Origin of the sequence: Enterobacter cloacae complex sp. P18RS (assembly GCF_014982105.1) — a bacterium.
In the GTDB taxonomy this organism is placed as follows: Bacteria; Pseudomonadota; Gammaproteobacteria; order Enterobacterales; family Enterobacteriaceae; genus Enterobacter; species Enterobacter hormaechei_C.
The window spans coordinates 158,240-184,951 of sequence record NZ_JADCKV010000006.1; the positions used below are offsets into that span (position 1 = coordinate 158,240).

Below are 26,712 nucleotides of genomic sequence, written 5' to 3' on the forward strand. Positions count from 1 at the left end.
TCCCTTTAATTTAAGAGGTCTTGTGAAATGTTTTACCTGAGCCAGTTGGTTTTTGCCAGTTCGATCACTTCGTCACCGCGCCCGCTGATGATGGCGCGCAGCATGTAGAGGCTAAAACCTTTGGCCTGTTCCAGCTTGATTTGAGGCGGGATCGCCAGCTCTTCTTTGGCGACCACCACATCCACCAGCACCGGGCCGTCGATGGCGAAGGCGCGTTGCAGGGCGTCGTCCACCTCTGAGGCTTTCTCCACCCTAATACCGGTGATACCGCAGGCTTCGGCGATGCGGGCGAAGTTGGTGTCGTGCAGTTCGGTGCCGTCCGTGAGGTAGCCTCCGGCCTTCATCTCCATCGCCACGAAGCCCAGAACGCTGTTGTTAAAGACCACGATTTTGAGCGGAAGCTTCATCTGCGCCACCGACAGGAAATCCCCCATCAGCATACTGAACCCGCCGTCGCCGCACATCGCCACCACCTGACGTTCCGGTGCCGTCGCCTTTGCACCCAGCGCCTGCGGCATGGCGTTGGCCATTGAGCCATGGTTGAACGACCCAAGCAGGCGACGTTTGCCGTTCATTTTCAGATAGCGCGCGGCCCAGACGGTGGGCGTTCCTACGTCGCAGGTGAAGATGGCATCGTCGTCGGCGAAGTGGCTGATCTGCTGCGCCAGATACTGCGGGTGGATCGCTTTTTCGCTCGGTTTGGCGAGATCGTCCAGCCCCTTGCGCGCATCGCGATAATCGCTCAGGGCTTTATCGAGGAATTTGCGGTCCGTTTTTTCTTCCAGCAGCGGCAGCAGGGCGGCGAGGGTGGATTTGATATCGCCGATAAGCGCCATATCCACCTTGCTGTGCGCGCCGATGCTGCCGGGATTAATGTCGATCTGGATAATTTTGGCATCCGTCGGGTAGAACGCGCGGTACGGGAACTGGGTGCCGAGCAGGATCAGCGTGTCGGCGTTCATCATGGTGTGGAAGCCGCTGGAAAAACCGATCAGCCCGGTCATGCCGACATCGTACGGGTTATCGTATTCAACGTGCTCTTTCCCGCGCAGGGCGTGCACAACTGGCGCCTTCAGCTTACCGGCAAATTCCACCAGCTCTTTATGCGCGCCGGCGCAGCCGCTGCCGCACATCAGGGCGATATTGCTGGAGTATCGCAGCAGCTGTGCCAGCTTTTTCAGCTCTTCTTCGGCAGGGGTAATGGTTGGCTGGGGCGCAGAGTACCAGTGGGTGGTGGCGGTTTCAGGTGCGGCCTTCAGCGCCACGTCCCCCGGCAGCACAACCACCGAAACCCCGCGATTCAGGATCGCCTTACGCATGGCTATTGCCAGCACCTGTGGGATCTGCTCCGGCGATGAGACCAGCTCGCAATAGTGGCTGCATTCACGGAACAGCTCCTGCGGATGCGTCTCCTGAAAATAGCCGCTACCGATTTCAGATGACGGAATGTGAGCCGCAATCGCCAGCACCGGAACATGGTTGCGGTGACAGTCGAACAGACCGTTGATGAGGTGCAGGTTTCCCGGTCCGCAGGAACCTGCACAGACGGCGAGTTCACCCGTAAGCTGCGCTTCGGCACCGGCGGCAAAGGCGGCGACTTCTTCATGGCGGGTGGGCATCCACTCAATAGTTTTCATCTTGTTAAGGCTATCGCTGAGTCCGTTCAGAGAATCGCCAGTGACGCCCCAGATACGCTTTACGCCAGCCTGCTCAAGGGTTTTCGCTATGTATGCAGCCACAGTTTGTTTCATGGTTGTCCGTCTCCTTTTTGTGATATCGCTTACAAGCTTAGAAGAAAGTCGCTGTATTGCCTGCTCAGTATTCCTTAAGTACAGGTGGTTTTTCTGCGCGACGCGCCTGGCAAAGTCAAAAAATAACGGGCTGCCGTACAGGCAGTAGGCACAATGTAGGCCGGGTAAACGTAGTGCCACCCGGCAAAAAGCCCGGTGGCGCTGACGCTTACCGGGCCTACAGGTGAACCACGACAGATTATGCGAGGACAAGATCGCCCTGCGGATGGCACGAACATGCCAGCACATAGCCCTCCGCGATTTCCGCGTCGGTCAGCGTCATGGTGCTGGTGACCGTGTACTCACCGGAAACCACTTTGGTCTTACAGCAACCGCACACCCCGGCGCGACAGGCCGCTGCCACCGGTACGTTGTTGCTTTCCAGCGCTTCAAGCAGCGTGGTGCCCACGCGGCCAAAGAAGGTCTGCGCCGGTTGCAGCTTCGTGAACTTCATCCCGCTGGTCGCCGCTTCCGCTACAGGCGTGAAGAACTGCTCTTTGAAGAAGCGGGTCACGCCGAGCGCTTTCACTTCTTTCTCCACGATCTCCATGTACGGCGCCGGGCCGCAGGTCATCACGATGCGGTTCGCAATATCCGGCACGCTTTGCAGCAGCTCGCGGCTCAGGCGCCCCGCGACAAAACCGTGCGTCGCGTTGTGCTCGGCCACCAGCGTCACCGGATAGTTGCGCCATTCTTCGGCAAAAATCACATCTTCCGGGGAACGAACGCTGAAAATCACCTGCACGTCGGCCTGAGGTCGGTATTTCGCCAGCCAGCGACGCATCGACATAATCGGCGTCACGCCACAACCCGCCGCCAGCAGCAGGAATTTATCTTCCGTCTTGTCGTCACAGGTAAACTCGCCCTGCGCGTCAGACAGCCAGATGTAATCCCCGCGCTTCACGTCCCGGGTCAGCCACTCGGATCCTGCGCCGTCATCAATACGACGAACGGTGAGCGTAATGTACTCGCTCACGCCCGGCGTGGAGGAGATCGTGTAGGCGCGCAGAGTATCCGCCGAATTACGCACGCTCACCAGCGCATACTGGCCCGCGCGGTACGGATAATAGTCATGGCACAGCAGCGACAGCGTCCACACATCCGGCGTCTCCTGATGGATGTGATGAACCTGCATCCGCCACGGACATTGTGAGGTTGGCATGGTCATGAGTTACTCCTTACGCGCTCAGCAGTTGCTTCATATCATCTTCAACGTTGGTCACAGAACGCAGACCAAATTTCTCGTTCAGGATGGCCAGCAGGTCCGGCGTCAGGAAGCCTGGCGCGGTCGGCCCGGTGACGATGTTGGTCACGCCGAGAGAGAGCAGGGTCAACAGGATAACGATCGCTTTCTGCTCGAACCAGGAGAGCACCAGCGACAGCGGCAGATCGTTCACGCCGCAGCCCAGTTTCTCTGCCAGCGTGACCGCCAGAATGATGGCTGAATATGCATCGTTACACTGACCCGCATCCACCAGGCGCGGCAGACCTTCGATGTTGCCGAAGTCCAGCTTGTTGAAACGGTACTTACCGCAGGCCAGGGTCAGGATCAGACAGTCTTCCGGTACGCGGGTGGCGAAATCGGTGAAGTAGTTACGTTCCCCGCGCGCGCCGTCACAGCCGCCGATCAGGAAGATGTGACGCAGTTTTTCACGGCTGACGAGGTCAATCAGGGAATCCGCCGCACCCAGCAGGGTTTCACGACCAAAACCGACGGTGATGAGGTGCGGAATTTCGCTGTACGGGAAGCCTGCCATCTGCTGCGCCTGAGCGATAACCGGACCGAAATCGTCGCCTTCAAGGTGGCTCACGCCCGGCCAGCCGACGATGCTGCGGGTCCAGATACGGTCGTCATACGCGCCGACGGTCGGGTCGATGATGCAGTTAGAGGTCATGACGATTGGGCCAGGGAAGCGGGCGAACTCCACCTGCTGGTTCTGCCAGCCGCTGCCGTAGTTACCGATCAGATGCTTAAATTTACGCAGCTCTGGGTAACCGTGCGCGGGCAGCATTTCGCCGTGGGTATAAACGTTAACGCCGGTGCCTTCGGTCTGCTTCAGCAGGTTGTAGAGATCTTTCAGGTCATGACCGGAGATCAGGATGCATTTGCCTTCGGTCGCTTTGACGTTGACCTGCGTTGGCGTTGGGTGGCCGTAGGTGCTGGTTTCACCGGCATCCAGAATGCTCATCACTTTGAAGTTCATCTGGCCGATTTCCATCGAGCATTCCAGCAGGGCGTTCATATCGGAAGGCCAGGTGCCCAGCCAGGCCATGATTTTGTGGTACTGGGCGTAAATAGCGTTGTCGTACTGGCCGAGTACGTGCGCGTGTTCCATATAGGCCGCAGCACCTTTCAGACCGTACAGGCACAGCAGGCGCAGGCCGAGGATGTTTTCGCCAATCGCCGCTTTGTCTTTATTGGGAGTAAATTCTGCGGCCTGACGCTGTAGCTCGCCCAGGTCGTCGCTCACCAGCTGTAGCTCCGCCATCGGGTTGTCCACGCGGGCGCTGGCGTCGGCATTCAGGCACTGCGCTTTCAGGGCTTCACGCAGGGCAATCGCTTCGCGGGCATAGCCCACAATGCGTGGAGAATCGAAGTTAACGTTGGTCAGCGTGGAGAAAAATGCGCGCGGCGCAAAGCTGTCGACATAGTGATCAACAATGCCATATTCACGGGCTTTGAAGGCCCAGGCGGACAAGCCTTGCAGCGCCGCAATCAGCAGATCCTGGAGATCGGACGTTTCTGCGGTTTTGCCGCACATACCCTGCGCGTAAGAGCAGCCGTTGCCTGCTGGGGTACGGATGGTTTGTTCACATTGCACACAAAACATAATCACACCTGTTAAAGTTATATTTGAGATACATGTTTAAGGTTATGCCTGTGCCACAACGGAGAAAAGTGCTTTCTTATACTAAGTGGAGGGTTATTGATTTAGCGCAATTTTGGCGGCAGGTTCACTACCGCCAAAGCAGTATCAGGCTGAGAAGAACGCCATCAGAATGGGGACCAGCAGGCTCAGAATAAAGCCGTGTACGATGGCGGCAGGAACCATCTCCAGCCCTCCCGAGCGCTGTAACACCGGCAGGGTAAAGTCCATTGAGGTGGCCCCGCACAGGCCCAGCGCGGTAGAGCGGCTGCGGCGTACCAGGCCGGGGATCAGCATGATGGCTATCAGCTCGCGCGCCAGATCGTTAAAGAAGGCGGCGCTGCCGATCACCGGACCAAACGATTCGGTCAGCAGAATACCGGAGAGCGAATACCAGCCGAAACCGGACGCCATCGCCAGGCTGGTTTTCAGCGGCAGATCGAGAATAAAGGCGTTAATCACTCCCCCCGCCAGTGAGCTGGCCACAACGATAACGGCAACCATCATGCCCCGGCGGTTAAGGACAATCTGTTTCAGCGTCATGCCATTATTTCGCAGCTGAATACCAATCAGGAAGAGCAGGAAAATAAGCGTATATTCGCTGGCTTCCGTTGCGTGCTGTAAAAATGCCCAGCCGGTCAGCCCCAGTAAAAAACCGAGAACCACCACGCCGCACAGTTTTAATGATTCCAGCGCCATCGCAATACGGGAGGGAAGCTTTTCCTGATGGTGGTGATTTTTCCAGGGAATAGTGCGTTCCAGCCAGAACAGCGCAGCAATATTGCACAGCAGAATAACCACTACCGTAACCGCAGAATAATGCAGGATGGAAAGCAAGTTCGTCGCCAGATTATCCAGGAAGGCCAGGCTGATCCCCATAAAGAACAGAATGACGTAAACAATCCAGCTGAGAAAGCGATTAATAAGCTTTAAGGCCGATTCATGACGCAGCGGAATAAGGTAGCCCACAATCAGGGGCAGAAGAATGATGAGGAGTCCTGAGAACATGAACAGCCGGTCCTTTTGAGTTTTCGTTAAGCGCCAGAGACACTACCCAATAAAGGCTGTGAGGTAAAGCTACAAAAAAAGCCGGGTGGCGGCTACGCCTTACCCGGCTTGTCTATTTGGGGTGGTGCGGCCTGATGCCCTCACCCCGGCCCTCTCCCACAGGGAGAGGGGGAAAACCATTAATCGTGTTTTTCCAGCAGGGTGCGATACAGCACGCCGCCCAGAATACCGCCGATAATAGGCATCACCCAGAACAGCCACAGCTGTTCAAGCGCCCAGCCGCCCTGGAAAATAGCCACCGCGGTGCTGCGCGCCGGGTTAACGGAGGTGTTGGTCACCGGAATGGAGATGAGGTGGATCAGCGTCAACGCCAGACCAATAGCGATGGGGGCAAAGCCCGCAGGCGCGTATTTGTCCGTTGCGCCGTGGATCACCAACAGGAAGCCTGCGGTGAGCACAATTTCAATCACGATGGCAGACAGCATCGAGTAGCCGCCTGGAGAGTGTTCGCCGAAGCCGTTCGACGCAAATCCGCTGGCCGCGGCGTCAAACCCGGCTTTTCCGCTGGCAATTACGTACAGCACCGCCGCGGCAATAATACCGCCAATAACCTGGGCAATAATATAGCCAATAATATCTTTCGCCGGGAAACGTCCGCCCGCCCATAATCCTAATGTGACGGCCGGGTTGAAATGACCGCCGGAAATATGCCCCACGGCGAATGCCATGGTTAATACAGTTAAACCGAATGCCAGCGCGACGCCGACAAAGCCAATACCTAATTCCGGAAATGCGGCTGCCAGTACTGCGCTACCGCAACCACCAAACACCAGCCAGAATGTACCAAAGCATTCTGCCGCTAATTTTCTGAACATAACCACCTCAATAATAAACGTCCGCGCCCATTCCTGCGCGCGGGTTATATCGCCATAAAGGGATGACGACTCAAAGAGCCAGTATTTTGAAACCATCAACATCCCTTCGCCACTCAAATAAATTCACTAAATTTGATTTAAGGCAATGTGATGTCAATCCTTGTTCAGATCGGAGGTAATAAGAGCATAGCCCAATAATTATGGGGCGTATATTCTGCTGTCGTGACCCACAGCCTGCCGCTATACTGCTGATAACTTGAAGGAAAAAGTGGCCGAATTGCGGGGGATGTATGCTACTCGAACGTGTGGAGATTGTCGGGTTTCGCGGGATTAACCGCCTGTCGCTGCAACTGGAACAGAACAACGTCCTGATAGGCGAAAACGCCTGGGGTAAATCCAGCCTGCTGGATGCCCTGACGCTGCTGCTTTCGCCCGAAGAGAACTTGTACCACTTCGTTCATGATGACTTCTGGTTTCCGCCAGGGGATGTCAACGGACGCGAGAAACACCTGCATATCATTCTGACCTTCCGCGAATCCGAGCCCGGTCGCCATCGCGTGCGTCGTTTTCGCCCTATGTCGCCCTGCTGGGTGCCCTGTGAAGATGGTTTCCAGCGTATTTTCTATCGCCTTGAGGGCGAAATGGCGCAAAACGACGGGGTATTAACCCTGCGTGAATTTCTTGATGAGAAGGGAAATCCGATCCCGCTCGATAATATTGACGAGCTTGCCCGCCATCTTATCCGCCTCTCCCCCGTGCTGCGCTTACGAGACGCGCGCTTTATGCGGCGGATCCGTAACGGCACCGTGCCGAATATGCCCGAGGTGGAGGTGACCGCCCGCGAACTGGATTTCCTCGCCCGTGAACTGGTCTCACGGCCGCAGAACCTCACCGACGGCCAGATCCGTCAGGGACTGTCTGCCATGGTGCAACTGCTGGAGCACTATTTCTCCGAGCAGGGAACGGGGCAGGCGCGCCACCGTCTGATGCGTCGCCGCTCGCACGATGAACAACGAAGCTGGCGCTATCTCGATATTATCAACCGCATGATCGACCGCCCCGGCGGGCGCACGCATCGGGTGATCCTGCTGGGATTATTCTCCACGCTTTTACAGGCGAAAGGGACGGTGCGCCTGGATCGGGACGCGCGCCCGCTGCTGCTGGTGGAAGATCCGGAAACGCGGCTGCACCCGATTATGCTTTCCGTGGCGTGGCATCTTCTTAATTTGCTGCCGTTGCAGCGAGTCACCACCACGAATTCCGGAGAGCTGCTCTCTCTGACGCCGGTGGAGTATGTCTGCCGCCTGGTGCGTGAATCGTCGCGGGTCACCGCTTACCGGCTCGGGCCCGGCGGGTTAAATGCCGAAGATGGCCGACGAATTGCGTTTCATATCCGTTTTAACCGTGCCTCTTCCCTGTTTGCCCGCTGCTGGTTGCTGGTGGAAGGGGAAACGGAAACCTGGGTGATAAACGAGCTGGCTCGCCAGTGCGGACACCACTTTGACGCCGAAGGGATCAAAGTGATCGAATTTGCTCAGTCTGGCTTAAAACCGCTGATCAAATTTGCGCGCCGGATGGGGATAGAGTGGCACGTACTGGTGGATGGCGATGAGGCGGGTAAAAAATATGCGGCGACCGTGCGCAGCCTGCTCAATAACGATCGTGAAGAGGAGCGGGAACATCTGACCGCGCTGCCTGCGATGGACATGGAGCACTTTATGTACCGCCAGGGATTTGACGACGTCTTTCACCGCGTGGCGATGATCCCGGTAGATGTGCCCATGAATATGCGCCGGGTGATTGCCAAAGCTATCCATCGGTCGTCAAAACCGGATTTGGCCATTGAAGTTGCGACGGAAGCGGGCAGGCGAGGCGTGGAGTCGGTGCCCACGCTGCTGCGTAAAATGTTCTCCCGCGTCCTCTGGCTGGCTCGCGGGAGGGCCGATTAACGGGCAGTCGCCTGCGAAACCTGTTGGATCAGGCTATCAAGCAGGGCATAGCGGCGGCGGTATTCGGACCGTTTTTTACTCGCAATCTCTTCCATCGGTTTGCGTGGCATGGTCAGCGGCAGGGCAAAGTTGCCGTTATCCTGCTGCTGTCCGCCAAGGGAGCGCCAGAAGCTGTCATAGTCAGCCAGCAATTTTCCCTCTTTTTTCTTGCGATAGCGCCAGCTGCGGTAGATGTGGGTGGCGTTACTCACCGCGAGGATCTGCTCGACCGGGAAGGCGCCTGCCAGCGTCATGACCGCTTCAACCAGCAGACGTTTTGGGAACAGTCCGTGACAGGCTTTGGTCGCCAACTGAATGTGCTCGTGCGGGACATGCGCTTTCGCCCCCTGCATTCCGCCGATGAAGAGCGTTGGCTTGCCCTGGTATGTGCACAGCGTAAAGGTCAGCTCGGCCAGCACCGTGTTCTGGTGGTCGCAAAAAGTGAGGGTCGCTTCCCCTTCTTTGTCCAGAAACGCATCCGCGCTCAGGCGAACGCTAAACTGCTGCTCCTCTTTGCCCGTTAACGTCACCAGCATAATGCCCTGGCTGGAGAGGTAACCGTTCAGCAGCGACGCCGGAAGATGGCGGCTCATCATCTCATAGTGATCGTTCAATGCGTCCAGCGTAGTCTGACGGCCCATATTGACGGTCAGCCACGGCCGGTGCAGGCGGCACGGCAGGCCGGGCTGCACGCGCAGGATCTGCATCAGACGGGGCTGTTTTGCAAGGTTTCCGAGCAGGCGCGCAGTGGTGAACGGCGTTGCCAGCGAGCGCAACATAAACTTACGTCGATAGGCCGGATTTTGCCACGCCAGCCCCGGCGTGAGGGAACCCGATGCCAGGCTTTTAAACAGTTGCCAGCCCGATTTAGGCTGGGGCAGCGTTGAATAAGGTGTATCGACGATGGAAGACATGTTAGATCCTGCTTCTGGTGGAATATCGCTATTTCAGCAGGCGCTTTATCAACATCGGGTAAACAATTCCCGACGATTACGGGGATCGGGGGTTTCGTTGAGGAGTGGTTTAGATAAAATCAACGGTGATGATAGCCAGAACAATTATTTGGAATATTTATGAACCTGAAGGGAAAACGCAGAAAGCTGTTTCTGCTGCTGGCGGTAGTGGTGTTAGCGGGCGGATTCTGGTTATGGAAGGTACTGAACGCGCCGGTACCACAGTATCAAACGCTGATTGTTCGTCCGGGCGAGCTGCAACAAAACGTGCTGGCGACGGGGAAACTGGATGCCCTGCGTAAGGTTGACGTGGGCGCGCAGGTCAGCGGTCAGCTTAAAACCCTGTCAGTTGAGATTGGCGATAAGGTTAAAAAAGGCCAGCTGCTGGGCGTGATCGATCCTGAGCAGGCGCAAAACCAGATCCGCGAAGTGGAAGCGACGCTGATGGAGCTGCGCGCGCAGCGCGCGCAGGCTCAGGCGGAGCGTAATCTCGCTCAGGTCACCCTGACGCGCCAGCAGGCGCTGGCGAAAACGCAGGCTATCTCGAAACAGGATCTGGACACAGCCGCCACGGAGCTGGCGGTGAAGCAGGCGCAGATTGGCACCATCGATGCGCAAATCAAACGGAATCAGGCCTCGCTGGATACGGCGAAAACCAACCTCGATTACACGCAAATCGTTGCGCCAATGGCCGGGGAAGTGACGCAGATAACCACCCTGCAAGGCCAGACGGTCATCGCCGCGCAGCAGGCGCCGAACATCCTGACCCTGGCGGATATGAGCACCATGCTGGTGAAAGCCCAGGTATCCGAAGCGGACGTCATTCACCTTAAGCCGGGGCAGAAAGCCTGGTTTACGGTGCTGGGCGATCCGCAAACCCGCTATGAAGGGGTGCTGAAAGATATCCTGCCGACGCCGGAGAAGGTCAACGACGCCATCTTCTACTATGCGCGTTTTGAGGTGCCAAACCCGCAGGGCGTGCTGCGTCTGGAGATGACCGCCCAAGTGCATATCCAGCTGACCGGCGTGAAAAACGTGCTGACGGTTCCGCTCTCCGCGCTGGGTGAATCCGCCGGGGACAATCGCTACAAGGTGAAAGTGCTGCGCAACGGCGAAACCCGCGAGCGGGAAGTGGTGATTGGCGCACGTAACGACACCGATGTGGTGGTGGTAAAAGGGCTGGAAGAGGGTGAGGAAGTGGTCACCAGCGAAACCCTGCCCGGAGCCGCGCAATGACGGCGCTGCTTGAGCTGAATGACATTCGTCGCAGCTATCCGTCCGGCGACGGGCCGGTGGAGGTGCTGAAGGGCATCTCCCTGCGCGTTGAAGCCGGTGAAATGGTGGCGATTGTCGGGGCGTCGGGCTCGGGTAAATCAACGCTGATGAACATTCTCGGCTGTCTGGATAAGCCCACCAGCGGCACCTATCGCGTGGCCGGGACGGATGTTTCCACCCTGGACGGCGACGCGCTGGCGAAGCTGCGTCGCGAGCATTTTGGCTTTATTTTTCAGCGTTACCATCTGCTTTCACACCTGAGCGCGGCGCAGAACGTGGAGGTGCCGGCGGTGTATGCGGGCGTCGAGCGCAAAAAACGCCTTGAACGCGCGAAGGCGCTGTTAACGCGTCTTGGGCTGGCGGAGCGTGTTGATTATCAGCCTTCGCAGCTTTCAGGCGGTCAGCAGCAGCGCGTGAGTATTGCCCGCGCGCTGATGAACGGCGGACAGGTGATCCTCGCCGATGAGCCAACCGGTGCGCTCGACAGCCATTCCGGTGAAGAGGTGATGGCGATCCTGCATCAGCTGCGCGATCAGGGGCATACGGTGATTATTGTCACCCACGATCCGCAGGTGGCAGCGCAGGCGGAACGCATCATTGAGATCCACGACGGCGAGCTGGTCAGCAACCCGCCGCCACGTCAGTCCAGAGCGGCGGCGCCGAAAGAAGCCTTACCTGCGTCCACCGGCTGGGGACAGTTCTCCAGCGGCTTTCGTGAAGCGCTGACCATGGCCTGGCTGGCGATGGCGGCCAACAAAATGCGCACTCTGCTGACCATGCTCGGCATCATTATCGGTATTGCCTCGGTTGTGTCGATTGTGGTGGTGGGCGATGCGGCGAAACAGCTGGTGCTGGCGGATATTCGCGCCATCGGGACTAACACCATCGACGTTTACCCCGGCAAAGATTTTGGCGATGACGAGCCGCAGTATCAGCAGGCGCTGAAATATGACGATCTGGCGGCTATTCAGAAGCAGCCGTGGGTGAACTCCGCCACGCCTGCCGTGTCGCAAAACCTGCGTCTGCGCTACGGCAACATCGACGTGGCGGCCAGCGCTAACGGCGTCAGCGGAGATTACTTCAACGTTTACGGCATGACCTTCAGCGAAGGGGCGACCTCCAACGCGGAACAGCTGGCGGGCAGGGCGCAGGTGGTGGTGTTAGACGCTAACTCGCGCAGACAGCTTTTCCCCAATAAAACCCGTGTGGTGGGGGAAGTGATCCTGGTGGGTAACATGCCCGCCACGGTGATTGGTGTGGCGGAAGAGAAACAGTCCATGTTTGGCAGCAGCAAGATCCTGCGCGTCTGGCTGCCGTACAGCACCATTTCCGGGCGCATTATGGGACAGTCCTGGCTCAACTCCATTACCGTGCGAGTGAAAGAGGGCTACGACAGCGCGCTGGCGGAACAGCAGCTCGAGCGGCTGTTAACGTTGCGCCACGGGAAAAAGGATTTCTTCACCTGGAATATGGACGGCCTCTTGAAAACGGCCGAAAAGACCACACGTACTCTTCAGCTGTTCCTGACGCTGGTGGCGGTGATTTCGCTGGTCGTCGGCGGGATAGGGGTGATGAACATTATGCTGGTGTCGGTGACCGAACGTACGCGGGAGATCGGCATTCGCATGGCGGTCGGGGCCAGAGCCAGCGATGTGCTCCAGCAATTTTTGATTGAAGCGGTGCTGGTGTGTCTGGTGGGAGGCGCAATGGGGATTGCGCTCTCGATGATGATCGCCTTCGCGCTCCAGCTCTTCTTACCCGGCTGGGAGATTGGCTTTTCGCCAGTGGCAATATTGACCGCTTTTCTCTGTTCAACGTTTACCGGTATTTTGTTTGGCTGGTTGCCCGCCCGCAACGCGGCGCGGCTGGATCCGGTGGATGCGCTGGCGCGGGAATAACCCGAAAATAAAAATGCCAGCCGATCGGGCTGGCATTTTGACTGCGTGATGTACACAATAAAACAGAGAGCTATGCAACCGTTTCTGCTTCAACGGGTACGATTAGGCTTGCATGATTGCCTTTTGGCCCCTAGTGTACATCGAACCGGACGGACTGCCCGGCTTTGAGCGTCCTGTAACCATCCATCTGAATGGTGGAATAGTGAGCGAAGATATCTTCGCCGCCGCCTTCGGGGCAAATGAAGCCAAACCCCTTGGCGTTGTTGAACCACTTAACAGTACCCATTTCCATGCTTCGACATCCTTCGTAAATCTTATAAATTAAGATGGAATGAACCGGTGGTGGAGTGGGGGCTGTTCAAAACCTCGCCAACTCACGCTTGTACAATTTAGAGAAACGGAAGAAGCCGTCAAGCGTTTGGCGCTGGAGTTGGGACAATAATCAACCAAAATTTGAGGCAGTTAACGCTATTGCAACAGTTTGTGACAGACATCGCGGATGACAGTAATAGATGATTGTTATCTAACATCTGAGGTAGATTCAAAGTGGTTATGCATAATGGGTAAGACCAACGATTGGCTGGATTTTGACCAGCTGGCGGAAGATAAAGTGCGCGACGCGCTAAAACCGCCATCTATGTATAAAGTTATGTTAATGAACGATGATTACACGCCGATGGAATTTGTTATTGACGTGCTACAAAAGTTCTTTTCTTATGATGTTGAACGTGCAACGCAACTGATGCTTACCGTTCATTATCGTGGCAAAGCGATCTGCGGCATCTTTACTGCCGAGGTTGCGGAAACCAAAGTAGCGATGGTGAACGACTATGCAAGGGAGAACGAGCATCCGTTGCTGTGTACGCTGGAAAAGGCCTGATAAGGCATAAAATTGGGGGAGGTGCCTATGCTCAATCAAGAACTGGAACTCAGTTTAAACATGGCTTTCGCCAGAGCGCGTGAGCACCGACATGAGTTTATGACCGTCGAGCACCTGCTGCTCGCACTGCTTAGCAACCCATCTGCCCGCGAAGCGCTGGAAGCCTGCTCCGTGGATCTGGTGGCGCTACGTCAGGAACTCGAAGCCTTCATCGAACAAACTACACCGGTGCTGCCAGCCAGTGAAGAAGAGCGCGATACGCAGCCGACGCTCAGCTTCCAGCGGGTGTTGCAGCGCGCGGTTTTCCACGTCCAGTCTTCCGGACGTAGCGAAGTGACTGGCGCCAATGTCCTGGTCGCCATCTTCAGCGAGCAGGAGTCCCAGGCGGCCTACCTGCTGCGTAAACACGAAGTCAGCCGGCTCGACGTGGTCAACTTCATCTCTCACGGAACGCGAAAAGACGAGCCTAACCAGGCATCGGATCCCAGCGGACAGATTAACAGCAATGAAGAGCAAGCAGGCGGGGAGGATCGTATGGAAAACTTCACCACCAACCTTAACCAGCTTGCTCGCGTTGGCGGTATCGACCCGCTGATTGGCCGCGATAAAGAGCTGGAGCGTGCCATCCAGGTGCTGTGCCGTCGCCGTAAGAACAACCCGCTGCTGGTGGGGGAATCTGGCGTGGGTAAAACCGCGATTGCCGAAGGGCTGGCCTGGCGCATTGTGCAGGGCGACGTGCCGGAAGTGATTGCCGACTGCACCATCTACTCGCTGGATATTGGCTCGCTGCTGGCGGGCACCAAATACCGCGGTGATTTCGAAAAACGTTTCAAAGCGCTGTTAAAACAGCTGGAGCAGGACACCAACAGCATCCTGTTTATCGATGAGATCCACACCATCATCGGCGCAGGTGCGGCCTCCGGTGGCCAGGTGGATGCCGCTAACCTGATCAAACCGCTGCTCTCCAGCGGCAAGATCCGCGTGATGGGCTCCACGACGTACCAGGAGTTCAGCAACATCTTTGAGAAGGATCGTGCGCTGGCGCGTCGTTTCCAGAAAATCGACGTGACCGAGCCGTCGGTTGACGAAACGGTGCAGATCATCAATGGCCTGAAAACCAAGTACGAAGCGCACCACGACGTGCGTTACACCGCGAAAGCGGTACGTGCGGCGGTGGAGCTGGCGGTGAAATACATCAACGATCGTCATCTGCCGGATAAAGCGATTGACGTGATTGATGAGGCGGGTGCGCGTGCGCGCCTGATGCCAGCCAGCAAGCGTAAGAAAACTGTGAACGTGGCGGATATCGAGTCCGTGGTGGCCCGCATCGCGCGTATTCCTGAGAAGAGCGTTTCTCAGAGCGACCGTGATACGCTGCGGACCCTCGGCAATCGCCTGAAAATGCTGGTCTTTGGTCAGGATAAAGCCATTGAGGCTTTAACCGAAGCGATCAAGATGGCCCGTGCTGGCCTGGGGCATGACCACAAGCCGGTTGGTTCCTTCCTGTTCGCCGGCCCGACCGGGGTGGGTAAAACCGAGGTGACGGTTCAGCTCTCCAAAGCGCTGGGCATTGAGCTGCTGCGCTTTGATATGTCCGAGTATATGGAGCGTCATACCGTCAGCCGTTTGATTGGTGCGCCTCCGGGATACGTGGGCTTTGACCAGGGCGGCCTGCTTACGGACGCGGTTATCAAGCATCCGCACGCGGTACTGTTGCTCGATGAAATCGAGAAAGCGCATCCGGACGTGTTCAACATCCTGTTGCAGGTGATGGACAACGGGACGCTGACCGATAACAACGGGCGCAAGGCCGATTTCCGCAACGTGGTGCTGGTGATGACCACCAACGCGGGCGTGCGGGAAACCGAGCGTAAATCCATCGGCCTGATCCACCAGGATAACAGCACCGATGCGATGGAAGAGATCAAGAAGATCTTCACGCCGGAGTTCCGTAACCGTCTGGACAACATTATCTGGTTCGATCATCTGTCTACCGAGGTGATTCATCAGGTGGTGGACAAGTTCATCGTCGAGTTGCAGGTTCAGCTGGATCAGAAAGGCGTGTCGCTGGAAGTGAGCCAGGAGGCCCGCAACTGGCTGGCTGAGAAAGGCTACGACCGTGCGATGGGCGCCCGTCCGATGGCGCGCGTGATTCAGGACAACCTGAAGAAACCGCTGGCAAACGAGCTGCTGTTTGGCTCGCTGGTGGACGGCGGCCAGGTAACGGTGGGGCTGGATCAGGCGAAGAACGAACTGACGTACGATTTCCAGAGTGCGGCGAAGCATAAGCCGGAAGCGGCTCACTGATTTTCTTTAGTGTAAAAGCCGGGTTTTTAACCCGGCTTTTTTGTGTCCGCTTTTCTCCCTCTCCCTGTGGGAGAGGGTCAGGGTGAAGGCATCAGAACGCACTAAAATACCTCTTCATGAACAGCCACACTAAAGCCATAAATAAAAAAGGCCGGGATTGTCCCGACCTTTTAAATATTCATCTGCCATTACAGGCGAAAACAATTAGCGACTACGGAAGACAATGCGGCCTTTGCTCAGGTCGTACGGGGTCAGCTCAACAGTCACTTTGTCGCCCGTCAAAATGCGGATATAGTTTTTGCGCATTTTACCGGAGATGTGCGCAGTTACCACGTGACCGTTTTCCAGTTCTACGCGAAACATGGTATTAGGCAACGTATCAAGTACGGTACCCTGCATTTCAATATTGTCTTCTTTGGCCATCTAATCCTCTGGGGTATCACTACCAAGTTTTGAACCGGCAAGATAATGCCGAAATTCCTCAATTAAGTAAAGAATTGCGCGTTTAAAACGCAGCAAAACAGTCTCAGCGTATTGCCCAAGCGTCACGGTACAACCGAACGGAAAGCGCATTCGTAAAGGGGAGACGACAGGATAAACGTAAGGACGTTATCTGAAGCGAGGGTCCCAAACGGCGGCGGGGCAACAGGCAGAAGCTACTCTGCGGCGTAATTATAACACCCTCATAAAAAATATGCGGAAAACATTTAGGCATTGGGTATAAAGAGCGTTCTGGGAACCCAAAAATCGCGTGGTAGGGTCTCCTTTCGGCACTGTTCCAGGTGTTCGATATAGTGTCGGCGGGAGATTTCAACGGCGCCGAGCGAGGCGGTATGCTCATTCAGCACCTGACAATCCATTAACTGTCCTCCACGTCGGGCAAATTCCTGGCTAAAAACCAGCAGCGCGGTTTTCGACGCATTCGTGGAGCGGGAGAACATCGACTCGCCGCAGAACAGCGTACCCTGCGCCACGCCGTACATGCCCCCGACGAGGTCGTCCCCGCTCCACACTTCGATCGAATGCGCGTACCCCAGCTCATGAAGCTGGTGATAGGCGATAATGATATCGCGGGTTATCCAGGTGCCTTCGTGACGATCTTCAGCGCAGCCTTCGATAACCTGGCCGAAGGCGTGATTAAGGGTGACGCGAAAGGGTGATTTTGCATGAAAACGCTTCATGCTGCGGCTCAGGTGAAATTGCCCAGGCCACAGCACGGCTCGCGGGTCGGGAGACCACCATAAGATCGGGTCGCCAGGAGAAAACCACGGAAAGATGCCGCGCTGGTAAGCCATTAAGAGCCGTGCCGGGCTGAGATCGCCGCCCAGAGCCAGCAAGCCGTTAGGTTCACGCAGCGCCCCCTCCGGAGAAGGGAACGCAATATTATGGCGAGAAAGCTGCACCAGGCGCATGACAACAGAACTCCAGTACGCGAGAGAGGACGCTACAAATATAGTCTACAGGCGCTGTTTAAACTGGTAGTAGCGACCTTGTTTTGCCAGCAGCTCTGCGTGACTACCTTGCTCAATTATGTGTCCGTTGTCCATCACAATTATCTGATCGAAATTCACCAGCCCTCGCAGACGGTGCGTGACCATCAGCACGGTTTTACCTTTCATCACATTCGCCAGTAAATCAAGGATTTGGCTCTCTGTCGTGGCATCCAGTCCTTCTGTCGGTTCATCCAGCAGCATCAGCGGCGCATCGTGCAGCAGCGCACGCGCAATGGCCAGACGACGCAGTTCGCCGCCGGAAAGCTGTCGACCCCCTTCACCCAGCCAGCTGTTCAACCCGTCGTCTTCAAGCAGCTTGTGCAGCCCAACCTGCTCCAGCATTGCCCGCAGCGTATCGTCGGAGGCGTCTGGTGCCGCCAGAAGAAGATTATCGCGCAGCGTAGCGCTGAACAGATGCACCCGCTGGGGCACGACGCTGACCGTTTTACGCAAGGCCGCTTCGCTAAAACCAGACAGCGGAACGTCGTTAAACCGAATCTCGCCCTGCTGTGGGTCCCACGCGCGCGTGAGAAGTTGCAGAAGTGTCGATTTCCCACATCCCGTACGGCCAAGGATCGCAATGCGCTGCCCGGCATCAACAGAAAGGGTGATGTCTTCCAGCGCGTTTTGCGCCTGCTTGTCGTAGGCGAAAGTGACATTGCTGAGCGTCAGCGCGACCTGCTCTGGCACAGCGGTTTGACCCGCGCTGAACTTCACTTCCGGCTCCTGCTTGGCAATATCCGTAATGCGCAGCGCAGAGGCAATCACCTGGCCGAGATGCTGAAAGGCGCCCGTGACCGGGGCTAAGGCTTCAAAGGCTGCCAGGGCACAGAAAACAAACAGCGCAATCAGCGGGCCAGGCTGCGCGTTACCGCCCACGCCACCGGAGGCCATCCAGAGCATGGCGATAACGGCAATCCCACCAATTAACATCATCAGCGCCTGGGAGAACGCGGTCAGTTCAGACTGGCGCCGCTGGGCTTCATGCCAGTTCAGCTCCGTATTTTCCATGCGGGCGCGGTACCGTTTGCTGGCACCAAAAAGGGTGAGCTCGGCCTGTCCCTGCAACCAGGCGGTGAGCTGCTGGCGATATTCCCCTCGCAGGCGCGTCAGGTTTTCCCCGGTGGTTTTACCTGCACGATAAAACAGGGGCGGCAGAATAATCAGCGTCATCAGCATGATGCCGCCGAGCGTCAGTGCGATGGGAACATCCAGGAAACTCAACCCCAGCGTGACCACGACAATCACTACAAACGCGCCCACCATAGGTGAAATGACGCGCAGATAGAGGTGATCCAGCGTATCCACATCTGCGACCACGCGGTTGAGTAATTCGCCCTGTCGAAAACGTGCCAGCCCGGCAGGGGAGAGGGGCAGCAGTTTGCTGAAGGTGTAAATACGCAGGTGTTGCAGCACGCGGAAGGTCGCGTCGTGGCTGACCAGACGTTCGAAGTAGCGTCCGGCAGTTCGCGTAATCGCCGTGCCGCGCACCCCGGCGGCAGGCAGCATGTAGTTAAAGCTGTACAGCCCGGCAAAGCCTGCGGCCGCAGACGCGGAGAGGAACCAGCCGGAAAGCGTAAGCAGACCGATGCTGGCCAGCAGAGTAACGATCGCCAGCACGATCCCGAGTGTCAGCATCCATTTGTGGCGTTTATACAGTGCAAGATACGGAAGCAGGGCGCGCATCAGATATCCTCCTGACGGTTCGCCAGCAGGGTCGCAAACGGCCCCTGCGCGGCAACAAGCGCGGCGTAATCGCCTTGTTCAACAATGTGTCCGTTTTCCATCACCCAGATCTGATCCCAGTCGGCAATACCTTCCAGCTGGTGAGTCACCATCAGGGTGGTTTGCTGGCGTGAGGCTGCGTTAAGCGCATCCATCACGCGCTGCTCGCTGTGAGCGTCCAGGCTGGCCGCAGGTTCGTCCAGCAGCATTAGCGAAGAGGGATTGAGCAGCGCACGGGCGACCGCGACGCGCTGTGCCTGGCCAACTGACAGCCCGGCAGACTGATCGCCAATGACGGTATCGACACCCTGCGCAAGCAGCGGCAGAAACTCGCTGACCCAGGCGCGGTCGAGGACCGATTGCAGCTCATCTTCACGCGCATCCGGGCGTGCCAGCAGCACATTCTCGCGCAGCGTCGGAGCTGGCAGCTGAGGGTTTTGCCCCACCCAACTCAGCTGTTTACGCCAGGCATCAGGATCGAGCTCGCGCAGCTCCGTTTTGTTGATACGCAGCGATCCGGTGTACGCCATAAAACCTGACAGAGCATTCAACAATGAGCTTTTACCTGAGCCGCTGGTACCCACCAGCACCACACGTTGCCCGGCAGGCAGGGTAAAGTTCAGCGGACCGGCCAGCACTTTGCCTTCAGGCGACAGAACAGAAAAATCCTGTGCTTCAATGGTCACCGGATCGTTCGTATTCAGCGTTACCTCACCACGCTCCGGATTCGCCAGCGGCGTTTCCATGAAGGTTTTCAGGCTGTCGGCAGCACCCACCGCCTGCGCTTTGGCATGGTAAAAGGTGCCGAGATCGCGAAGCGGCTGGAAAAATTCCGGGGCCAGGATCAGCGCCAGGAACCCGGCGGAAAGCGTGACCGCCGTACCGTAGTGGCCAAAGTCCAGCGCGCCGAGGTAGGAGAAGCCAAAGTAAACCGCCACCAGCGCAATCGACAGGGAGGTGAAAAATTCGAGCACGCCAGAAGAGAGAAAGGCCATGCGCAACACTTCCATGGTGCGCTGACGGAAATCCTGCGACGCCAGGCGAATGTTTTCGGTTTCCGCTTCACCACGACCGAAGATCCGCAGGGTTTCCATTCCGCGCAGACGGTCCAGGAAATGACCGCTCAACCGACCCAGCGCCAGGAAGTTACGACGGTTAGCATCTGCCGCGCCCATGCCGACCATCGCCATAAACAGCGGGATGAGCGGGGCGGTGCCTAGCAGGATCAACGCCGCCACCCAGTTAACAGGGAAGATGGCGATAACAATCATCAGGGGCACAAACACCGCCAGCGCCATCTGGGGAAGATAACGCGCGTAGTAATCGTGCATATCGTCGATTTGCTCAAGGATCAGCGTCGCCCAGCTGCCGGCTGGCTTACCCTGGATCCACGCAGGTCCGGCTTCCGAAAGCCGATCGAGTACCTTGCGGCGAATCTCATAGCGGATGTGCTGCCCGGCGTGGAACCCAACCCGCTCGCGCAGCCAGACCACCCACGCACGCAGAACGAAAACCAGCACCAGAACGATAAACGGCAACAGCAGCGCTTCGCGCGGGATGTTCTCCATGATCATATGGTTGAGAATGCGGGCCAGCAGCCATGCCTGGGCAACAATCAACAGACCGCTGATGAATCCCAAAACGCGGGAAATCATAAGCCAGCGGCGGGACAGAACGCTTTGCTGTTTCAGCCAGCGGGTTAACTCTTGTTGACGGGTTTTTTCCATTGCGTACTTTGCAGGTGACGTTATAAGAAATTAGACCTCTGCATGTTACACGCGAGCAAAAATAAAGGCGACCAGTGGCCGCCTTTATTTACGTTTGTTACTGACTTGTAAAGATTATTTGCCTTGTTCAGCCAGCCCGTCCAGGTAGCGTTCTGCGTCCAGCGCGGCCATACAACCGGTGCCCGCAGAGGTGATCGCCTGACGATAAATATGGTCCATCACGTCGCCAGCTGCGAAGACACCCGGAACGCTGGTCTGGGTGGCGTTGCCGTGAATGCCAGACTGCACTTTGATGTAGCCGTTCTCCAGCTCCAGCTGGCCTTCAAAGATAGCCGTGTTCGGGCTGTGACCGATTGCCACAAACAGGCCTGCCACTTCCAGCGTTTCGACGTTATCGGTGTTCTGGGTATCACGGATACGCAGTCCCGCCACGCCCATCTGATCGCCAGTCACTTCTTCCAGCGTACGGTTGGTATGCAGCACAATGTTGCCGCTCGCCACTTTGTCCATCAGGCGTTTAATCAGGATCTTCTCCGCGCGGAAGGTGTCGCGACGGTGAATCAGGTGTACTTCTGAGGCAATATTTGCCAGATACAGCGCTTCTTCCACAGCCGTGTTGCCGCCGCCGATAACCGCAACTTTCTGGTTGCGATAGAAGAAACCGTCGCAGGTCGCGCAGGCTGACACGCCGCGGCCTTTGAACGCTTCTTCAGACGGCAGGCCGAGATAGCGGGCAGAGGCGCCGGTGGCGATGATCAGCGCATCGCAGGTGTATTCGCCGCTGTCACCCGTCAGGCGGAACGGACGGTTCTGCAAATCCACTTTATTGATGTGGTCGAACAGGATTTCGGTTTCGAATTTGGCGGCATGCTCGTGCATGCGCTCCATCAGCAGCGGCCCGGTCAGGTCGTTCGGGTCGCCAGGCCAGTTTTCCACTTCCGTGGTGGTGGTCAGCTGACCGCCTTTTTCCATCCCGGTGATCAGTACCGGTTGCAGGTTAGCGCGTGCAGCATAGACCGCTGCGGTATATCCCGCAGGTCCAGAACCAAGGATTAGCAGCTTACTGTGTTTGGTCGTGCCCATGAGATCCCCATTGTTGTTGGCAGGCAATGGGCTGGATTGTAGGGAATTTGTTGCCGTAAAAAAAGAGCAGGAGAGTTTTGCTTCCGATATATGCAATAGACGCGCCCTATGGGTCAGAGGCGGTCACATCACTTCTGCTACTGAAAACCGCGCGTTTATAAGGCAATAAAATGAGGATTAATACCCCTCCGTAATGAATATCCGGCATGTTGTACTAAAAATCGATGTTTTGCTTTGACAATCCCCTGCGCTTTTGCGAAAACATTCAAGGAAGAAAAAAAGACGCACGAACTGCATGCCGCATAGACATGCACGGAAATGCCATTTTTACCGGGTCAGTGAAATCTACGCATGGTGTGGACAGACGCCATACGTGATGTCTGTGACTGCTTTCGGGCAACGGTCTTCTTACCGCAGAACCCGAATCTACATCGCGTCTAATACATAACCAGGCGATGTGATGAATAACGGGTCCAGGCTCTGAACAGTGATGTGCACAGGGTCCAGGCAGGAGTAGGGAAGGAATACAGAGAGACAATAATAATGGTAGATAGCAAGAAGCGCCCTGGCAAAGATCTCGACCGTATCGATCGTAACATTCTTAATGAATTGCAAAAGGATGGGCGTATTTCCAACGTCGAGCTTTCAAAACGTGTGGGACTTTCCCCGACGCCGTGCCTTGAGCGTGTGCGTCGACTGGAAAGACAGGGTTTTATTCAGGGCTATACGGCTCTGCTGAACCCGCATTATCTGGATGCCTCACTTCTGGTATTTGTTGAGATTACTCTGAATCGTGGTGCACCAGATGTGTTTGAGCAATTTAACGCCGCTGTGCAAAAACTTGAAGAAATTCAAGAGTGTCATCTGGTTTCCGGTGATTTTGACTACCTGTTGAAAACCCGTGTGCCTGATATGTCCGCCTACCGTAAGCTGCTGGGTGAAACCCTGCTGCGTCTGCCAGGCGTGAACGACACCCGTACTTATGTGGTGATGGAAGAGGTCAAACAGAGCAATCGTCTGGTTATTAAGACGCGCTAACACGGAACAGGTGCAAAATCAGTGTAGTTTGATTACACTCCTGTTAATCCATACAGCAACAGTGCCGGGGAGTCCCGGCGCTGTTGTCCGTTTTAGCACACAGGCAGGACATGCCTGATACCTGGAGAGCCTTTCTTGAGCCAGGAATACACTGAAGACAAAGAAGTCACATTATCTAAGCTAAGCAGCGGACGTCGTCTCCTTGAGGCGTTACTGATTGTTATTGCCCTTTTTGCCGTCTGGCTGATGGCTGCCTTACTCAGTTTCAACCCCTCAGACCCCAGCTGGTCGCAAACCGCATGGCATGAGCCTATCCATAATTTAGGTGGCGTTCCCGGCGCCTGGCTTGCGGACACACTCTTCTTCATTTTCGGTGTGATGGCCTATACCCTTCCCGTCATCATTATTGGCGGATGCTGGTTTGCCTGGCGTCATCGACAGAACGACGACTACATCGATTATTTTGCCGTTTCGCTGCGCCTGATTGGCGCCCTGGCGCTGATCCTCACCTCCTGCGGACTGGCGGCGATCAACGCCGATGACATCTGGTACTTCGCCTCCGGCGGGGTGATTGGCAGCCTGTTGAGCTCCGCGCTGCAACCGATGCTTCACAGCAGCGGCGGCACGCTGGCGCTGCTTTGTATCTGGGCAGCGGGCCTGACGCTGTTTACCGGCTGGTCCTGGGTGAGCATTGCCGAAAAAATCGGCAGCTTTATTCTGACTCTGCTGACGTTTGCCAGCAATCGCACCCGTCGTGATGATACGTGGGTCGATGAAGACGAATATGAAGATGAGTACGAAGAGGAAGACGAGGCACCCGTGCAGCGTCGTGAATCCCGCCGTGCCCGTATTCTGCGCGGTGCTCTGGCACGCCGCCAGCGCGTTGCTGAAAAATTTGCTAACCCGTTAGGCCGTAAAACGGATGCCGCGCTTTTCTCCGGCAAACGTATGGATGAAGAGGAGCAGATTGAGTATCGCGGCGCGGCCGTCGATCCTGATGATGTGTTGTTCTCTGGTCATCGAGCTACGCCGGGTGAGTATGATGAATACGATCCGCTGTTGCATGGTCATTCCGTGACTGAACCGGTAGCCGCTGCTGCTGCCGCAACGACGGCTGCGCAGGCACATGTTGCGCCTGTTGAAGCCGTGATGCCGTCCTCGCCTGTTCCGGCACCGGAGTCCGCGATCCAGCAACCGCAGGTGGACTGGCAGACTGCGCCAGGTGTCCATACGCCTGAACCGACCATTGCGCCGGAGCCTGAAAGCTATATTCCTGTGCAGCAGGAACAGTGGCAGCAACCGTATCAGCCGCCTGAGCCTGCCAGCGAGCCGCAACAGCCGTATCAGGCTTATACGCCCGAACCTGCTGAACCTGAACAGCCATACGTTGCGCCGGTGTCTGAACCCGAAGTGGTGGAGGAAGCGAAGCCATCCCGTCCGCCATTGTACTATTTTGAAGAGGTGGAAGAGCGCCGTGCCCGAGAGCGCGAGCAGCTTGCCGCCTGGTATCAGCCCGTGCCTGAGCCGGTGCAGGAGCCTGTTGTAAAAGCGCCTTCTGCAAGCGTTGCACCTGTAGATCCAGCGCCAGCCGTTGCGTCAGGAGCGGAAACCGTGAAGCAGGCAACGGCAGCCGCTGCCGCGTCCGCTCCGCTATTCAGCCCGGCAACCGATGGTGCGCCGCGTCCTCAGGTAAAAGAGGGCATTGGTCCACAATTGCCGCGTCCTAATCGCGTGCGCGTACCGACGCGCCGGGAGCTGGCCTCTTATGGCATTAAACTGCCTTCCCAGCGTATGGCGGAAGAAAAAGCCCGTGAGTCCGACTACGAAGATGATGCCGACGAACTGCATCAGGATGAGCTGGCGCGTCAGTTTGCCGCCCAGCAGACTCAACGCTACGGGAATGAGTACCAACACGATGTTCATTCTCAGCAGGATGAAGATGATGCTGCCGAAGCGGAATTAGCGCGTCAGTTTGCGGCCACGCAGCAGCAACGTTATTCCGGTGAGCAGCCTTCGGGGGCAAACCCGTTCTCGCTCTCGGATTTTGAATTTTCACCGATGAAAGATCTGGTGGATGACGGTCCGAGCGAACCGCTGTTCACGCCGAGCGTGATGCCAGAAGCGGAACCGGTGCGTCAGGCGCCAGCGCCGCAGGTTAATGCGCAACCACAACAGCCAGTGCCGCAGGCTTATGCGCAGCCGCATACACCGCCGGCCCAACCGCCGCAGCCGCAGTTCCAGCAGCCAGCACCACAGCCGCAGGAAAGCCTGATTCACCCGCTGTTGATGCGTAACGGAGACAGCCGTCCGCTGCAACGACCAAGTACGCCGTTGCCGTCGCTGGATCTGTTAACGCCGCCGCCAGCGGAAGTCGAACCGGTGGATACTTTTGCTCTTGAGCAGATGGCCCGTCTGGTGGAAGCGCGTCTGGCTGACTTCCGTATTAAAGCGGACGTGGTGAACTACTCCCCTGGCCCGGTGATCACCCGTTTCGAACTGAACCTGGCGCCAGGCGTAAAAGCGGCGCGTATTTCTAACCTGTCCCGTGACCTGGCGCGTTCTCTGTCGACCGTGGCGGTTCGCGTGGTGGAAGTGATCCCAGGTAAGCCTTACGTTGGCCTTGAGCTGCCAAACAAGAAACGCCAGACCGTTTATCTGCGTGAAGTTCTGGATAACACCAAATTCCGCGACAACCCGTCCCCGCTGACCGTGGTGCTGGGTAAAGATATCGCTGGCGATCCGGTGGTTGCCGATCTCGCGAAGATGCCGCACCTGCTGGTTGCGGGTACCACCGGCTCCGGTAAATCGGTCGGGGTGAACGCCATGATCCTCAGTATGCTCTACAAAGCGCAGCCTGAAGATGTGCGTTTCATCATGATCGACCCGAAAATGCTTGAACTGTCCGTCTACGAAGGCATTCCGCACCTGTTAACGGAAGTGGTGACCGACATGAAGGACGCCGCCAACGCATTGCGCTGGAGCGTCAATGAAATGGAGCGTCGCTACAAGCTGATGTCGGCGCTGGGCGTGCGTAACCTGGCCGGTTATAACGAGAAAATCGCTGAGGCGGCACGTATGGGCCGTCCGATTCCGGACCCATACTGGAAGCCGGGGGACAGCATGGATACCCAGCATCCGGTGCTGGAAAAACTGCCTTACATCGTGGTGCTGGTGGATGAGTTCGCCGACCTGATGATGACCGTTGGCAAGAAAGTGGAAGAGCTGATTGCGCGTCTGGCACAGAAAGCGCGTGCGGCGGGCATCCACCTGGTGCTGGCAACGCAGCGTCCGTCCGTAGACGTTATCACCGGTCTTATTAAGGCAAACATCCCGACCCGTATCGCGTTTACCGTGTCGAGTAAAATTGACTCGCGTACTATCCTTGACCAGGGCGGTGCAGAGTCGCTGCTGGGTATGGGTGATATGCTCTATTCCGGCCCGAACTCCACCTCGCCGGTGCGTGTCCACGGTGCATTTGTTCGCGACCAGGAAGTGCATGCGGTGGTGCAGGACTGGAAAGCGCGCGGTCGGCCGCAATACGTTGACGGCATCACCTCCGACAGTGAAAGCGAAGGTGGCGGCGGTGGTTTTGACGGCGGCGAAGAGCTGGATCCGTTATTTGACCAGGCGGTTAATTTCGTCACCGAAAAACGTAAGGCGTCCATCTCCGGCGTCCAGCGCCAGTTCCGTATTGGCTACAACCGCGCGGCACGTATCATCGAGCAGATGGAAGCCCAGGGCATCGTGAGCGAACAGGGGCATAACGGTAACCGTGAGGTGCTGGCGCCACCGCCGTTTGATTAAC

18 protein-coding genes and 1 pseudogene are annotated in these 26,712 nt (G+C 56.9%); 7 read left to right on the forward strand and 12 right to left on the reverse strand.

Going from position 1 to position 26,712, the window contains the following annotated elements:
• Nucleotides 1–32: 32 nt before the first annotated feature.
• The 5 genes from poxB to aqpZ form a co-directional block, all read right to left on the reverse strand.
• Nucleotides 33–1,751, reverse strand: coding sequence for a ubiquinone-dependent pyruvate dehydrogenase (gene poxB / locus INF61_RS03135; RefSeq protein WP_017693711.1), 1,719 nt, complete (start codon nt 1,749–1,751; stop codon nt 33–35).
• Between the two features lie 238 nt (nt 1,752–1,989).
• The gene (hcr, locus tag INF61_RS03140; RefSeq protein ID WP_017384848.1) at nt 1,990–2,958 is read right to left on the reverse strand and encodes an NADH oxidoreductase; all 969 of its coding nucleotides are present in this window, start codon (nt 2,956–2,958) and stop codon (nt 1,990–1,992) included.
• A 10-nt stretch (nt 2,959–2,968) separates the two neighbouring features.
• The gene (gene hcp / locus INF61_RS03145; protein ID WP_017384847.1) at nt 2,969–4,621 is read right to left on the reverse strand and encodes a hydroxylamine reductase; all 1,653 of its coding nucleotides are present in this window, start codon (nt 4,619–4,621) and stop codon (nt 2,969–2,971) included.
• Between the two features lie 144 nt (nt 4,622–4,765).
• Nucleotides 4,766–5,665 (reverse strand): lysine exporter LysO family protein, encoded by a 900-nt coding sequence (locus tag INF61_RS03150; protein WP_015570988.1) that lies wholly within the window; start codon nt 5,663–5,665, stop codon nt 4,766–4,768.
• Nucleotides 5,666–5,844: 179 nt separating this feature from the next.
• On the reverse strand, nt 5,845–6,540 hold the full coding sequence (aqpZ, locus tag INF61_RS03155; protein ID WP_032103428.1) for an aquaporin Z: 696 nt from the start codon (nt 6,538–6,540) through the stop codon (nt 5,845–5,847).
• Between the two features lie 290 nt (nt 6,541–6,830).
• Between aqpZ and INF61_RS03160 the strand changes: the two genes are divergently transcribed.
• Nucleotides 6,831–8,489, forward strand: coding sequence for an ATP-dependent endonuclease (locus tag INF61_RS03160; RefSeq protein ID WP_017693708.1), 1,659 nt, complete (start codon nt 6,831–6,833; stop codon nt 8,487–8,489).
• On the opposite strand, the gene INF61_RS03165 is transcribed toward INF61_RS03160, so the two are convergent.
• A complete protein-coding gene (locus tag INF61_RS03165) occupies nt 8,486–9,442 on the reverse strand; it encodes a VirK/YbjX family protein (protein ID WP_033486314.1) in 957 nt (318 codons plus the stop codon). The genes INF61_RS03160 and INF61_RS03165 overlap by 4 nt on opposite strands.
• A 159-nt stretch (nt 9,443–9,601) precedes the next feature.
• On the opposite strand from INF61_RS03165, the gene macA reads away from it, so the two are divergent.
• Nucleotides 9,602–10,717: a macrolide transporter subunit MacA gene (gene macA, locus INF61_RS03170; RefSeq protein WP_033486313.1), complete on the forward strand. Its 1,116-nt coding sequence runs from the start codon at nt 9,602–9,604 to the stop codon at nt 10,715–10,717.
• A complete protein-coding gene (gene macB / locus INF61_RS03175; protein ID WP_193547514.1) occupies nt 10,714–12,654 on the forward strand; it encodes a macrolide ABC transporter ATP-binding protein/permease MacB in 1,941 nt (646 codons plus the stop codon). Before macA ends, macB begins: the two co-directional genes overlap by 4 nt.
• A gap of 133 nt (nt 12,655–12,787) precedes the next feature.
• On the opposite strand, the pseudogene cspD reads toward macB, so the two are convergent.
• Nucleotides 12,788–12,946: pseudogene (gene cspD / locus INF61_RS03180) on the reverse strand (cold shock domain-containing protein CspD); the annotation flags it as partial.
• 267 nt (nt 12,947–13,213) lie between these two features.
• Between cspD and clpS the strand changes: the two are divergent.
• Nucleotides 13,214–13,534, forward strand: coding sequence for an ATP-dependent Clp protease adapter ClpS (gene clpS / locus INF61_RS03185; RefSeq protein ID WP_006174393.1), 321 nt, complete (start codon nt 13,214–13,216; stop codon nt 13,532–13,534).
• A gap of 27 nt (nt 13,535–13,561) precedes the next feature.
• Complete coding sequence (gene clpA / locus INF61_RS03190; RefSeq protein ID WP_006809407.1) at nt 13,562–15,841, forward strand: ATP-dependent Clp protease ATP-binding subunit ClpA; 2,280 nt, start codon at nt 13,562–13,564, stop codon at nt 15,839–15,841.
• Nucleotides 15,842–16,045: 204 nt separating this feature from the next.
• Here clpA and infA read toward each other — a convergent pair whose 3' ends face one another.
• The 5 genes from infA to trxB all read right to left on the reverse strand — a co-directional run bounded on the left by infA (nt 16,046) and on the right by trxB (nt 21,869).
• Nucleotides 16,046–16,264: a translation initiation factor IF-1 gene (gene infA / locus INF61_RS03195; RefSeq protein ID WP_002211347.1), complete on the reverse strand. Its 219-nt coding sequence runs from the start codon at nt 16,262–16,264 to the stop codon at nt 16,046–16,048.
• Between the two features lie 284 nt (nt 16,265–16,548).
• On the reverse strand, nt 16,549–17,253 hold the full coding sequence (gene aat / locus INF61_RS03200) for a leucyl/phenylalanyl-tRNA--protein transferase (protein WP_023296218.1): 705 nt from the start codon (nt 17,251–17,253) through the stop codon (nt 16,549–16,551).
• Nucleotides 17,254–17,298: 45 nt separating this feature from the next.
• Nucleotides 17,299–19,020 (reverse strand): cysteine/glutathione ABC transporter ATP-binding protein/permease CydC, encoded by a 1,722-nt coding sequence (gene cydC / locus INF61_RS03205; protein ID WP_193547516.1) that lies wholly within the window; start codon nt 19,018–19,020, stop codon nt 17,299–17,301.
• Nucleotides 19,020–20,786 carry a cysteine/glutathione ABC transporter permease/ATP-binding protein CydD gene (cydD, locus tag INF61_RS03210; RefSeq protein ID WP_015570980.1) on the reverse strand — a complete coding sequence of 589 codons (1,767 nt, stop codon included), beginning with the start codon at nt 20,784–20,786 and terminating at the stop codon, nt 19,020–19,022. Before cydD ends, cydC begins: the two co-directional genes overlap by 1 nt.
• Nucleotides 20,787–20,900: 114 nt before the next feature.
• The gene (gene trxB, locus INF61_RS03215; protein WP_003858303.1) at nt 20,901–21,869 is read right to left on the reverse strand and encodes a thioredoxin-disulfide reductase; all 969 of its coding nucleotides are present in this window, start codon (nt 21,867–21,869) and stop codon (nt 20,901–20,903) included.
• A 543-nt stretch (nt 21,870–22,412) separates the two neighbouring features.
• Here trxB and lrp point away from each other — a divergent pair.
• Together lrp and INF61_RS03225 are read left to right on the forward strand one after the other, a co-directional pair.
• Nucleotides 22,413–22,907 carry a leucine-responsive transcriptional regulator Lrp gene (lrp, locus tag INF61_RS03220; protein ID WP_000228469.1) on the forward strand — a complete coding sequence of 165 codons (495 nt, stop codon included), beginning with the start codon at nt 22,413–22,415 and terminating at the stop codon, nt 22,905–22,907.
• Nucleotides 22,908–23,042: 135 nt separating this feature from the next.
• Entirely contained in the window at nt 23,043–26,711 is a 3,669-nt protein-coding gene (locus tag INF61_RS03225) for a DNA translocase FtsK 4TM domain-containing protein (RefSeq protein WP_045339792.1), read from the forward strand.
• Nucleotide 26,712 lies beyond the last annotated feature (1 nt).